General features: G+C 41.7%; 9 protein-coding genes and 1 pseudogene. 8 read left to right on the top strand and 2 right to left on the bottom strand.

All coding sequences use genetic code 11. The features are described from left to right. Positions 1–233 precede the first annotated feature (233 nt). Both I3259_RS19080 and I3259_RS19075 read left to right on the top strand, forming a co-directional pair. Complete coding sequence (locus I3259_RS19080; protein WP_238031279.1) at positions 234–1,319, top strand: efflux RND transporter periplasmic adaptor subunit; 1,086 nt, start codon at positions 234–236, stop codon at positions 1,317–1,319. Further along, positions 1,319–4,444 (top strand): multidrug efflux RND transporter permease subunit, encoded by a 3,126-nt coding sequence (locus I3259_RS19075; RefSeq protein ID WP_238031278.1) that lies wholly within the window; start codon positions 1,319–1,321, stop codon positions 4,442–4,444. The genes I3259_RS19080 and I3259_RS19075 overlap by 1 nt, the downstream gene beginning before the upstream one ends. A 48-nt stretch (positions 4,445–4,492) precedes the next feature. Here I3259_RS19075 and I3259_RS19070 read toward each other — a convergent pair whose 3' ends face one another. Beyond that, on the bottom strand, positions 4,493–5,140 hold the full coding sequence (locus I3259_RS19070; RefSeq protein WP_238031277.1) for a porin family protein: 648 nt from the start codon (positions 5,138–5,140) through the stop codon (positions 4,493–4,495). A 213-nt stretch (positions 5,141–5,353) separates the two neighbouring features. Here I3259_RS19070 and rluF point away from each other — a divergent pair, with 213 nt between their 5' ends. The 3 genes from rluF to I3259_RS19055 all read left to right on the top strand — a co-directional run bounded on the left by rluF (position 5,354) and on the right by I3259_RS19055 (position 7,655). Further along, complete coding sequence (gene rluF, locus I3259_RS19065) at positions 5,354–6,427, top strand: 23S rRNA pseudouridine(2604) synthase RluF (RefSeq protein ID WP_238031276.1); 1,074 nt, start codon at positions 5,354–5,356, stop codon at positions 6,425–6,427. 116 nt (positions 6,428–6,543) lie between these two features. Continuing rightward, positions 6,544–6,855, top strand: coding sequence for a PTS fructose transporter subunit IIB (locus tag I3259_RS19060; RefSeq protein WP_045148262.1), 312 nt, complete (start codon positions 6,544–6,546; stop codon positions 6,853–6,855). A 116-nt stretch (positions 6,856–6,971) separates the two neighbouring features. Then, the gene (locus I3259_RS19055; protein ID WP_238031281.1) at positions 6,972–7,655 is read left to right on the top strand and encodes a PTS sugar transporter subunit IIA; all 684 of its coding nucleotides are present in this window, start codon (positions 6,972–6,974) and stop codon (positions 7,653–7,655) included. Here I3259_RS19055 and I3259_RS19050 read toward each other — a convergent pair. Beyond that, positions 7,627–8,492, bottom strand: a pseudogene (locus I3259_RS19050) (AraC family transcriptional regulator). The gene I3259_RS19055 and the pseudogene I3259_RS19050 sit on opposite strands and share 29 nt — an antisense overlap. A 276-nt stretch (positions 8,493–8,768) precedes the next feature. Between I3259_RS19050 and manA the strand changes: the two are divergent. The 3 genes from manA (at position 8,769) to aroC (ending at position 13,547) form a co-directional block, all read left to right on the top strand. Then, the gene (gene manA, locus I3259_RS19045) at positions 8,769–9,968 is read left to right on the top strand and encodes a mannose-6-phosphate isomerase, class I (RefSeq protein ID WP_238031275.1); all 1,200 of its coding nucleotides are present in this window, start codon (positions 8,769–8,771) and stop codon (positions 9,966–9,968) included. Between the two features lie 405 nt (positions 9,969–10,373). After that, positions 10,374–12,278: a fructose-specific PTS transporter subunit EIIC gene (locus I3259_RS19040; RefSeq protein ID WP_238031274.1), complete on the top strand. Its 1,905-nt coding sequence runs from the start codon at positions 10,374–10,376 to the stop codon at positions 12,276–12,278. Positions 12,279–12,461: 183 nt separating this feature from the next. Beyond that, positions 12,462–13,547: a chorismate synthase gene (aroC, locus tag I3259_RS19035; RefSeq protein WP_238031280.1), complete on the top strand. Its 1,086-nt coding sequence runs from the start codon at positions 12,462–12,464 to the stop codon at positions 13,545–13,547. Positions 13,548–13,634: the final 87 nt, after the last annotated feature.

Raw genomic sequence — 13,634 nt, 5'->3', positions numbered from 1 at the left:
GCAGTGCCGGCAGATTTACAATCTGCTCCCTTTGGCCACTCGGGAACCCCACCACAAGTGCGGGGCGGATAATAGCAAACATTCGGATCCTGTAAAGCGTTTTCTTTTAAATTCTGAGTGTTTGCCTGAATTTTCATCAGATTACGAATTGTTGCTTATATTTACATTTCTTGACGTTGCTAAACCGTAGATTCAGATATGATTGCGGCAGGATTATTTATGGTGTGTTGATAATGAAAAAAATAGCGGTAGCAGTATTAGTAACTGCAGTGTTATCTGGTGGTTACTTCTACTTTCAGGGAACCTCTCATGCTGCGCAAGAAAAGAAGGATGCGCGATCAAGCCGTGTTGTGAGTGTCACGACGGGAACGGTCTCTTCTATGCCTATCGCTCAATCACTTTCTTTAACCGGAAAGTTGCAAGCTGAGCACTCTGTAAATATTGCAGCAGAAACATCTGCACAGATTAAAAATATCGAGGTTAAGCCAAATCAACGTGTTCAAAAAGGCACGCTATTAATTCAACTTAACGATGAAAAAGCGAAAGCGGCTTTTGATGAAGCTCTAGCCTATTTCAATGATGAGCAACGTAAATTAAACGAATTTAAACGGTTAATAAAACGTGGTGCGATCACTCAAACGGAAATTGATGCGCAGACAACCAGTGTGAATATCGCTCAAGCACGTTTAAAAGCGGCGCGTGCCGAGCTTAATGATCATATGATCCGTGCGCCTTTCAATGGCACAGTTGGACTGTTTGATTTCAGCCAAGGGTATCGTGTTGCTGAAGGCGTGGAGTTGCTGACGTTTGACGATCTTTCGACAATGCGATTAGACATTCCTGTTCCTGAACAATATCTCTCACACCTTATACCGGGAATGAAAGTTATCGCAACAAGCCAAGCATGGCCTGATCGTGTGTTTAATGGTGAAGTACAAGCGATTGACTCACGTGTTCAAACCGATTCTTTAAATATCAAAGTTCGAGTGGTATTTGATAACAAAGATAATGCACTTAAGCCTGGGATGTTGTTAGCTGCTGATATTGGTTTTGTACCGCAACCTAAAGCGGTAATTCCAGTTCAAGCGATTGAATACTCAGGAACTAAACGCTTTATCTACCTTGTTGACGATAAACAAAAAGTCCATCGAACTGAAGTGGAGCTTGGTGCCCGTATTGATAATACCGTAGTCGTTAATAAGGGGGTAGAGATTGGCGATCGTATTGTTGTTCAAGGATTAGTGAATATGCGAGATGGAATAAAAGTTTCGGATATAACAGCAAAAAAGAATGATTCACAGCATGGAGCAAGTAGCTAATGTGGTTATCAGACATTTCGGTTAAACGCCCTGTTGTTGCCATTGTTTTAAGCTTATTGCTGTGTGTGTTTGGTGTGGTGTCTTTCTCTAAATTAGCCATAAGAGAAATGCCTGATGTGGAAAGCCCAGTTGTTACCGTGATGACTACATATGACGGCACATCAGCGACGGTAATGGAAAGCCAAGTCACCACTCCGATCGAAGATGAGTTGTCAGGTATTAGTGGCATTGACAACATCACTTCGATTACGCGAAATGGTATGTCACGTATTTCGATTGAATTTTCGATGGATTGGGACCTTACTGAAGGTGTCAGTGATGTGCGTGATGCGGTTGCCCGTGCTCAACGACGTCTACCGGATGATGCGAGCGATCCTGTTGTGTCGAAAGACAATGGTTCAGGTGAGCCTGCCGTCTATATCAACTTATCCTCATCAGAGATGGATCGTACTCAGTTAACTGATTATGCTCAGCGAGTATTAGAAGATCGTTTCAGCTTAATTAATGGGGTGAGTTCAGTCAGTTTAAGTGGTGGCCTGTATAAGGTGATGTACCTAAAACTGAAACCTGAATTAATGGCAGGTCGTGGCGTTACCACCAAAGATATTATTGATGCGTTACGTGATGAAAACGTTGAATTACCTGGTGGTGAAGTACGTAATGACCAAACCGTGATGGCTGTGCGAACTGCCCGTTTATACCGCACGGCCAATGACTTTAAATACCTGACGGTTAGAACCACAGAAAATGGTACGCCGATTTACTTAAAAGATGTGGCTGATGTTGCGATTGGTGCAGAAAACGAAAATTCAACCTTTAAAAGCAACGGGGTCGTTAACTTAAGTTTGGGTATTGTCACTATGTCTGATGCTAACCCATTAGAAGTGGCAAAAGATGTTCGCGCAGAAGTCGCGAGAATGCAGAAGTTCTTACCTGAAGGGACAAGTTTAACGGTTGATTATGATGCGACGGTATTTATAGAGCGCTCAATCAGTGAAGTGTACAGCACGTTATTAGTCACGGGTGGTTTGGTTATTTTGGTGCTTTATGTCTTTATTGGACAAGCACGCGCAACCTTAATTCCAGCGGTAACAGTGCCTGTATCGTTAATCTCAGCGTTTATTACCGCGTACTTCTTTGGTTTTTCTATCAATTTGCTGACCTTAATGGCATTAATTCTTGCTATCGGGTTGGTGGTCGATGATGCCATTGTGGTGGTGGAGAATATTTTCCATCACATGCAGCGGGGTGAATCACCATTGCTTGCCGCTTTTAAAGGTACCCGTGAAGTGGGGTTTGCGGTGATTGCGACCACAGCGGTACTGGTGATGGTGTTCTTACCGATCTCCTTTATGGAAGGCATGGTAGGGCGCTTATTTACTGAGTTCTCAGTATTGCTTGCGATGGCGGTCATTTTCTCTTCATTAATTGCGTTAACTTTAACGCCTGTAATGGGGAGTAAAATCTTAAAAGCCAATGTAAAACCAACTCGCTTTAACCTATGGGTAAATCGTCAGTTTGATAAGCTTGAAAATGTCTACCGCAAAGGTGTTACGTTTGCGGTTAAAAAACGCTTTATCGCACCGATTGTTGTATTAGCGTGTATTGGCGCAAGTGCAGCGTTGATGAAAGTGATCCCTGCTCAATTAGCGCCACAAGAAGATCGCGGTGTATTGTTTGCCTTTGTGAAAGGCGCAGAAGGTACCAGTTATAACCGTATGATCGGCAATATGGATGAAGTTGAAAGCCGTTTGCTGCCAATGTTGGGTAAAGGTGTATTGAAATCTGTCAGTATCCAATCACCCGCGTTTGGTGGTCGAGCAGGAGATCAAACTGGTTTTGTGATCATGCAGTTAGAAGATTGGCAAGATCGCAGTGTGTCGGTACAACAAGCATTAGGTATGGTGAGTAAAGCACTAACGGGGATTCCTGATGTGCGTGTTATTCCAATTATGCCAGGCTTTCGCGGTGGTTCTTCTGAGCCAGTTCAATTTGTGCTCGGTGGCTCTGATTATCAAGAGTTGTTTAAGTGGGCTTCGGAGCTAAAACACATTGCAGAAGACAGTCCAATGATGGAAGGGGTTGATTTAGATTACGCAGAAACCACACCGGAATTGATGGTTAATATTGATCGTCAGCGTGCGGCGGATTTAGGAATTCCTGTTTCAGATATTGCAGAAACACTGGAAGTGATGTTGGGCGGACGTAGTGAAACTACTTTTGTTGAGCGTGGTGAAGAATACGATGTTTACCTACGTGGTGACGAGAATCGCTTTAATAGCTCCGCAGATCTTAGTCAGATTTATTTACGTGCGAAAAATGGTCAACTTGTCACGCTTGATACCGTTGCTTCTATTGATGAAGTCGCCTCAGCGCAGAAGCTTAGCCATAATCAGAAACAGAAATCGATCACGTTAACGGCGAATCTGTCTGAAGGTTTTACCTTAGGTGAAGCGTTGAATTTCTTGGATCAACAAGCAATAGAGAAGTTGCCATCGGATATTACGATTACCTATGCGGGAGAGTCGAAAGACTTTAGAGATAATCAAAGCAGTATTGCCATTGTCTTTGGTTTAGCCTTGCTAGTGGCTTACTTAGTTCTTGCTGCGCAGTTTGAAAGCTTTGTAAACCCGCTGGTGGTGATGCTGACAGTTCCTATGGGGATCTTCGGTGGTTTAGCTGGTTTGTGGTTAATGGGGCAAGGGCTCAATATCTACAGTCAAATTGGTATGATCATGCTTATTGGCATGGTAACCAAGAACGGTATTCTGATTGTAGAATTTGCTAACCAATTGCGTGATAAAGGTGTTGAGTTTGAACAAGCGATCATTGATGCGTCAGTACGTCGTCTGCGTCCAATATTAATGACTGCATTTACGACTTTATTTGGCGCAATTCCGCTGATTATCTCGACGGGAGCGGGGGCTGAAAGCCGTATCTCTGTGGGTACTGTGGTGTTCTTCGGTATGGCGTTCGCGACCTTAGTGACCTTGTTTGTTATTCCTGCAATGTACCGTTTAATGGCAGGTAAGACTAAATCACCAGGTTATGTCGAAAGCTTGTTAGAAAAAGAGCTGCAACATGATTACACAGGGCGTATTAGCCATGGTGATTTACCAAAATAATTAGTAGGATCAAGAGATAGGGCGATTAAACGCCCTACCTCTTCTCTATTAGAACCGGTAACCGATACTCAATTGAATACCATCGATGTTATCGCCTTTTACTACATCAGAAAAAGAATGGTCAAATTGGGTATGTAAATATTCAGCACGCATCATGTATTGCTTATTCATGTTCCATTGAATTCCGGCACCTAAACCTAAAGCTAATCCGCTATAATCTTGTTCAAATTCATTAAATTTTGTTATTAAAGCGCTTGCAGATAAACGCGCAAACAATTTTATACCGCTATTATTTATGTTTCCTGTTGATGGTAGAATCGATAAACCAAATTCATTTGCACTGAATGTTTCTTTTAATTCTGTTTCTCGTATTTTGTAGTCGATAGATGAGTATCGGTAAAATCCTTCAATAGCAAGGTATTGATTAATATCCAGACCAGCACCAATTGACAAGTTAGGCTTTTTTTCTTTTTTTATAAAATCATTAATAGATAAGTCATTATCCATTTTTTCTAAGATTGCTTTGGTATTACTTGTCACTTTTGTTTTTGGAGCATAAGTACCTGAACCAAGGTAAATGTAATATTGTGGATTATTTGACTTAATAAAAGGTGTTACACCATTATTTGACGTGTGAGCTAAGACTGGAAGAGAAAATGAACCAATAATGAGTGCAGTGCTAATTTTCGTTTTCATACTATATTAATCATAAAATCAAGATAAAATGGCATTTTATTCTTATTTAGAATATATGCAACAAGGTGTTATAAATTAGTAGGTTTATAGGTTATTAATTGCTGTACTTTCTACTCTTGTGAAAATTAGCTAAAATTCAAACCTATTAGATATGGAACATTATTATATTTTGTAATGCCCTGATCGTCCTAAAGCCCTTTATAGAAGAAAACCATGTCACAGAATCCAACTGAACAGCAGAGCCCAAAAGGGGTTCGTCTTAATAAATTCATTAGTGATACAGGCTATTGCTCACGCCGTGAGGCGGACAAGCTGATTGATCAGGGACGCGTCACTATTAATGGTCAAAAACCAGAGATGGGCGTACGCGTAATGGATAACGATGATGTGCTTATTGATGATAAGCCACTTCGTAGCAAAGAGCGTCCAATTTATATCGCACTAAATAAGCCAACAGGGATCACCTGTACCACTGAACGTCATATCGAAGGTAACATCGTTGATTTTATTGGTCACCGCAAGCGTATTTTCCCTATTGGTCGTTTAGATAAGCCATCAGATGGCTTGATCTTCTTAACGAATGATGGCGACATCGTTAATAAGATCCTACGTGCGGGTAACTCTCACGAAAAAGAATACGTAGTCCGTGTTGATAAAGTGATCACGCCAGAATTCCTAGAAAAAATGGCGTCAGGTGTTGAGATCTTAGATACGGTAACCTTGCCTTGTAAGGTAACGAAAGAAACGAATTTCTCTTTCCGTATTGTGCTAACTCAAGGTTTGAACCGTCAGATCCGTCGTATGTGTGAAGCGCTTGGTTATGAAGTGTATAAGCTTCGCCGAGTACGTATTATGAACATTACGATTGATGGATTACCTAATGGTAAGTGGCGCTACTTAACGGATGATGAAATCGGTGAAATTAACCGTTTAATTGCACAATCATCAGGTACCGAAGAAGCATCAAAAGTTGATGCTGAAGGTCGTAAAATTGCTAAAGCCACCGATGCGAAACTTTACGATCATCGCCAACAAGAAGCGCGTAATGAAAAGCGTGCTCAAGAAAAAGCGTTCAAAACCTACAGTGGTACGGGTGAATTTACTCGTCGCCCTGGCGGTCAGCGCCAAAATCGCCGCAATGAAGAAAGCGGTGAAGCGCGCCAACAGCGTGGTCAGGGACGTAATGATAATCGTCGTCCAGCGCGTACTTCAGATCGTGATTCAAAACCAAGTTTTGGTGGTAAAAGTACTGGCATCAAAAAGTGGAAATCTAAAAGAGAAGATTAATACACTTAAATAGATAAATAACGCCCTTTAGTTTCTTATACATTCTCTAGACAGAGTGGATAGTTTAAAGGGCGTTTTTATTGGTGCGTAATTCGATGTGTAAATAAGGAAATAGCATGAAAATTGTTGCTGTAACAGCTTGTCCTACGGGGATCGCCCATACTTACATGGCAGCAGATGCGCTAAATAAAACAGCCCATAAAATGGGAATTCAGATCCACGTTGAAACGCAAGGTGCGATGGGGATTGAAGATCAGTTAACACTGCAAGATATTGCTAAAGCAGATTTAACCTTGATAGCTTCAGATATTGAAGTAGAGCAGCGCAGCCGATTCACAGGCAGTAAAATCCATTGTGTTACTATTGAAGAGGTCTTGGTTGATCCAGAAGCTGTGCTAAAACGCTGCCAGCAATTAATTACTCAATAGCAGGCATTACGATGTTGGAAAGACGCCTTACGTTCTATTGTGGTCACACTGGATTACCTCTTTTTCAGTTAGACAAATTGAAAAAGCTCGCCAGCTATTTAACTTCCGATGTGCAGGTGTTTAATTTGCAACTGTTACGCTCTGAGTCGGTCACTAAGCCTCTTCGCGTTTCAACGCTTGCAAGTAAACCTTATCAATTGTGCCAGCTTGTTATTACTGGCGTGGATGCTGAGTTAGCCTTATTGGTACTAACTGATTTTATTCACGAATATGCTTTTCCGTTATTGTTGCCATCGAGCGATAGTAAGGGGAATAGTATTTTAAAACAGCGTATGGCAATGCTGGATTTTCCTCTGTCTTTTATTACGCTGAAAAAGATTCAGGGCGATAATACTAAAGCACAATTATTAGCAACGATGACACGTTCGCTGGTGGATGAAAAGGTGATTAAAGTCGATGACTATCAAGAGGTGTTAGCTGCGATAGAAAAGCGTGAAAGTATTTCTGCGACTGTGATGGGGAATAGTATTGCGATGCCCCATGTGATGATAGATCCCATTACTCAGCCTGCAATGGTGATTTCCTGTTGTCAGAAAATGGATTGGCATAGCACACGAGGAGATGTAAGCAAGGTATTGATGATGGTATTACCTAAGCCCTTATCGCGTTCAGTACTCATGGCTTTTTCTCGGTTTTCAAAGCAACTACTACAAGAACGTTTTGCAGATGCTTTGCGCCAAGCCTCTGATAGTAATGTTATACAAGCGTTGATCATTGAGGCGATGCTAGCGTCTGATTAAGGCTGCGATATTCAGTTGGTGTACGACCTGTTTTGTTTTTAAATACTCGACAAAAGTAATTCATATCTTGAAATCCGCATCGGGTTGCTACTTCCGCTAAACGAAAATTGTATTTATTGAGCATAAATTTTGCGCGTTCTAACCGTACCCAGCAGATGTAATCTGCTAACCGCATATGTCCCTGTTGTCTGAATAAGCGCGAGAGGTGATTAGGGGTAATGTTAAAGCGATGAGCGATGGATTCTCGGCTGATCGCGCGGTGAAAATTCTCTTGAATATAAATACAGATCCCTTGATAGAGATCTTCACAACGATTCTTTTTCACCCTATCTGGGGTATTGAGCATAGAGCGGCTATAGCTAAGGAGCGCCAACAATAGGTGTTCATCCATTGGCTTTTTGGTTGGCTCTTTTGCCAGTATATTCAATGCCGATAAAATAGGATCAATAGCATGTCCTGTCGCGGCTTGGATTGAGTGTTTTTGCACATCAAAAAAGTTAGGATTGTCTTTGCTTTTGCTGACTAAACTAAAACCAATTTGTCTTTTACCAAATAGTAGACTCAATACCGAACACTCTGTATCCAATTGGGTTTATTCCAGCAGTTTGGTGGAATGTACAGGGCATCACCTAGCATTAAGTTAATATCTCGAATGCCATACTCGCCGTCTTCTAATTGATTCATATACTCGCCTTTAAATACCAATTCAAGACGAGGAAAATTCACTTGATAACTAAATTGTGGTGGTGTGGTGTGATCATTAGCAAACCAAATATGGTTAAAGCTTTCTCGCTCTTCGAGAATAGAATCAATAAGATTAAGAAATACGGTATCCATAATTTGCGTTAAGTCACCCAATGTTGTGAGGTATTGTGAGTTAGCAATAAATATTTATGGCTGTTTTTGTTATAGTGCAGCGCAATATTTTTTAAAACATAACTAACTTAATGGATTGTATCGAATAAGGGCTTATGGTGACCTGATTGATGTACCACTTTTTGACTTATGTAACATTTAGCATTGCTTAAATGGCATTCCCCTTCGTTCTTTTTAGATTTGCTAAGTGGAATACGATTTCATCGATGCACAACGATAATAAATTTAGGAATTAATATGGCTGGTACTCACCGTTCTGTGTTTTTTAAAATGAATAATGTGATCCAAGATTATGCATGGGGAAGTAAAACCTCGATTGAATCTTTGTTTGGTATTGTGAACCCTGATGCTAAGCCGCAAGCAGAATTATGGATGGGCGCTCATGCTAATGGCTGCTCTGAAATTGAAGTGCAGGGAAAAGCGGTAAAGCTGTCTGACTTTATTGCAACGGATCCTGATGCGATCATCGGTGCACAAACCCAGCAACAATTTGGTGAGCTGCCGTATTTATTTAAAGTATTAGCGGCAGAAAAGGCACTGTCTATTCAGGTTCATCCAAATAAGCAGCAAGCAGAAGTAGGCTTTGCGAAAGAAGAGAAAATGGGCATTGCTCGTAATGCGGCGAACCGTAATTACAAAGATCCAAACCACAAGCCAGAGTTAGTCTTTGCGTTAACACCGTACCAAGCGATGAATGGTTTCCGTCAAATTGAAGACATTGCTGCGCAGTTCAATGCACTTGAAATTCCAGCTATCAGCGAGTTAGTAGCAGTATTTAATGCCAATCAAACGGAAGCGGGCTTACGTGATTTCTTTGCGGCAATGTTATCACTAGAAGGTGAGCAAAAAGCTTCAGCGGTAAACGTATTATTGGCTTACAGTGAAGCACATAAAGATCAGCCATTGTTTGCTTTATTATTAGAGTTAGCTGAGCAATACCCTGGTGATATTGGTTTATTTGCGCCGTTAATGCTAAATGTATTAACCCTTCAGCCGGGTGAAGCGATGTTCCTTAGTGCCTGTACGCCACATGCCTATATTAAAGGTACTGGTTTAGAGATCATGGCGAACTCCGATAATGTATTGCGCGCTGGTTTAACGCCAAAATACATGGATGTACCTGAGCTCGTTGCAAACACCTATTTCACGCCAATGGCGTTTGATTCATTGCTGTTAGCCCCAACACAAGCAGAAAACGGTTTACATTACGCTATCCCTGTTCCTGATTTTAAGTTCAGTATTTATAAGCAAGTAGACAACATTAGTCTTACTGTGAATAGTGCTGAAATCGTCTTTGCCATTGATGCACCAGTAACATTGACCCATAGTAATGGTGATAGTGTCGTGATAGAGAAAGGTCAGTCTGTATTTATTCCCGCTTATACTGAGCAGTATCAAGTAACTTGTGTTGGTACTTTTGCTCGCGCTTACAACTAAGCAGTTCTAACGTCTTAGCACTTATTTAAAGCGACAGAATATTCTGTCGCTTTTTTTGTTTTTGATAGTGTGAAGTATTTCACTAAAAGTAGGCTGAGATTAAACATTAGATGTGTGTTATTTCTAGTTATTAAAAATTTAGCGTTACAGATTTCAGTATGTATTTAAATCTCCATTTTAACTTAAGTGCCTGATAAGTAATGCTTTTTACATTTTCTTTGTCAAGTTGGTTACGTTTTAATAAAGTGTGTGATAGTTCACATCCTTATTCTTAGGTTACATTAATCCAGTTAAAGCCTTTTCTGTGCTCTATTTTGAAGTAGCCAAACACTAGACAATATTCCCATACTCAAATCCATCTAACTCAGTGTGATGGGCGATAAAAATAATTCTTGGGGATAGAACATGATCACTTCCTTGATCAACGAAAGCTTAATTAACCTTAATCTTAAGGCGAAAACCAAAGATGAGGTGTTTAATGAAATTGCTGAAATATTGGCAGCGCAAGGGCGCGTGGCTGATAAAACGCAATTCATTGCTGATGTAAAAGCACGTGAAGAATTAGGCAATACTGGATTTGAAGAAGGGATCGCTATCCCTCATGCGAAAAGTGCAGCCGTTGCACAGCCAGCGGTAGCGATTGGCGTTAGTCGTACAGGTATTGAATACGGCGCAGAAGATGGCAAACCATCACAACTGTTTTTCATGATCGCATCACCTGATAACGGCGATAACCATCATATTGAAGTATTAGCTGAGCTTTCTTCAAAGTTGATTGAAGATGGTTTTGTTGAGAAATTCTTAGCTGCTAAGACTGAAAAAGAAGCTTTAGCCTTATTACTTGAAGAAAAAGAGCAAGCCGTTATGCAAGCTCAAACGAAAGGTTTGATCATTGGTGTGACAGGCTGTCCTGCTGGGATTGCTCATACTTACCTTGCAGCTGAAGCATTGGAAAAAGCCGGTGCTGAGCTTGGCTATGAAGTAAAAGTAGAAACTAATGGCTCAATTGGTGTCAAGAACTCCCCAACAGCTGAAGAAATTGCTCGTGCAGAAGCGATTGTTGTCAGTTGTGATAAGCAAGTCGACATGGCTCGTTTTGCCGGTAAAAAACTGATTAAAACTGGCGTAAAAGCACCAATTAAAGATGCCAAAGGTCTTATTCAACAAGCGTTAGTGGCGAAAGCTTATGAAGCTGATGGTGATGACACTTCTGATTCTAGCGAAAGCAAAGTCGCGCAAACCCGTTCGAACTTATATCGCTACTTGATGAACGGTGTATCGCACATGATCCCGTTTGTGGTTACAGGTGGTTTGTTAATCGCATTGTCACTGGCAATTGGTGGTCAGCCAACAGATTCTGGGATGCAAATTCCTGCGGGTAGTCTATGGCAAAAAGTGCTCGATGTTGGTGTTGTTGCGTTTACCTTAATGATCCCAGTTCTTGCGGGTTACATTGCCTTTGCAATAGGTGACCGTCCAGCATTAGCACCGGGTTTCATTGGTGGTTGGATTGCTAATAACGGTTCATTTTATGGCGCAAGTGCGGGTACTGGCTTTATTGGTGCCATCGTTGCAGGTTTGCTGGTAGGTTATTTCGTTCGTTGGGTTGCAACACGTAATTACCACAAGATGGTACAGCCATTAGTGCCGATCCTGATCGCGCCAATTACCGGTACCTTGTTTATCGCTAGCTTATTTATCTTCGTTATTGGTGCGCCAATCGCGGGATTGATGGATAGCATGAATAGCATGCTTACTGAAATGAGCACAGGTAACGTGGTATTACTCGGTATTGTACTGGGTGGCATGGCTGGCTTTGATATGGGCGGTCCATTTAACAAAGTCGCGTTCTTGTTCTCTGTCGGTATGATTGCAAATGGTCAAACACAGTTTATGGGTGCAATGGCTTGTGCGATCCCTGTTGCTCCTTTAGGTATGGGCTTAGCAACGGTACTTGGTCGTAAGTTAAATATCTTTGAGCAATCAGAAGTTGAAGCAGGTAAAGCGGCAGGTGCAATGGGCTTAGTGGGTATATCTGAAGGTGCAATTCCATTTGCTGCGCAAGATCCTCTGTCGGTGATCCCAGCAAACGTACTAGGTAGTATGGTTGCCGCAGTGATGGCCTTCTCTTTCGGTATCACTAACAGCGTGGCACATGGTGGTCCAGTGGTGGCATTACTTGGTGTGATGAACAAACCTGCTCTTGCGCTACTATGTATGGCATCTGGTATGGTCGTTACTGCTCTTGTTGCGGTAACACTTAAAAAAGTACGTAAAGCAAAGGCTGAACGAGCATTAGCTACGGCTTAATCTCTAATTTAAAGAGCTAAATAAAAGCGATAGGTGAAAGCCTGTCGCTTTTTTCGTTTCTTAAAGACGGCACTGGTGGCAATTTGCACACTTGTTCTTGCAATCTATTGGACAACTTTGCACTATGTCAGTATTAGTAAAATTAAAGATGCATGTAAGCATAGAGATATCACAGAGGAAGTAATGGCAGGAAATACGATTGGACAACTATTTCGCGTCACCACATTTGGCGAAAGCCATGGCTTGGCGCTGGGCTGTATCATTGATGGCTGCCCACCGGGACTCACATTAACTGAAGCTGATATGCAGCATGATTTGGATCGTCGTCGTCCTGGAACGTCAAAATATACCACGCAACGTCGTGAACCTGATGAAGTAAAAATTCTATCTGGTGTATTTGAAGGTGTAACAACGGGCACATCTATCGGTTTATTGATTGAAAACACCGATCAACGCTCTAAAGATTACTCGAATATTCAAGATCTATTCCGCCCCGGTCATGCCGATTACACTTACCATCAAAAATATGGGGTACGTGATTACCGTGGCGGTGGTCGTTCATCTGCTCGTGAAACGGCAATGCGTGTTGCAGCAGGCGCAGTAGCAAAGAAATACCTAAAACAAGTTCATGGCATTGAAGTGCGTGCTTACCTATCGCAAATGGGGGATGTGAAAATTGATAAGGTCGATTGGGATCAAATCGAGCAAAACGCTTTTTTCTGCCCAGATGTTGATAAAGTTGAAGCTTACGATGAGTTGATCCGTAAGTTGAAAAAAGAAGGCGACTCAATCGGTGCGAAAATTACCGTGGTTGCGCAAAATGTCCCTGTTGGTTTAGGCGAGCCCGTTTTTGATCGTTTGGATGCCGATATTGCGCACTCTTTAATGAGTATTAATGCGGTAAAAGGTGTGGAAGTTGGTGATGGCTTTGATGTGGTTGAACAGCGTGGAAGCGAACACCGTGATGCGATGACACCGGAAGGTTTTAAAACCAATCACGCTGGTGGCATTTTAGGTGGTATTTCATCTGGTCAAGATGTTGTGGCACATATTGCGCTTAAGCCAACATCAAGCATTACTGTTCCGGGTGAAACTATTACTAAGCAGGGTGAATCGGCGGAAGTTGTGACGAAAGGCCGCCACGATCCATGTGTTGGTATTCGAGCAGTACCCATTGCTGAAGCGATGTTAGCGATTACTTTAATGGATCATTTATTACGCCATCGCGGTCAAAACGCAGATGTCGTTACCGATACACCGAAGATTTAATCACTATAAAACTGAGAAATAAATAAGCCACGTTTTGAACTGACCCCCAATAGTTGGACACCAATTATTGGGGGTCTTTTATGTCCA

This window comes from Photobacterium sp. Ph5 (assembly GCF_022129445.1).
Taxonomy (GTDB): domain Bacteria; phylum Pseudomonadota; class Gammaproteobacteria; order Enterobacterales; family Vibrionaceae; genus Photobacterium.
This window is presented reverse-complemented; position numbering and strand designations above follow the sequence as displayed.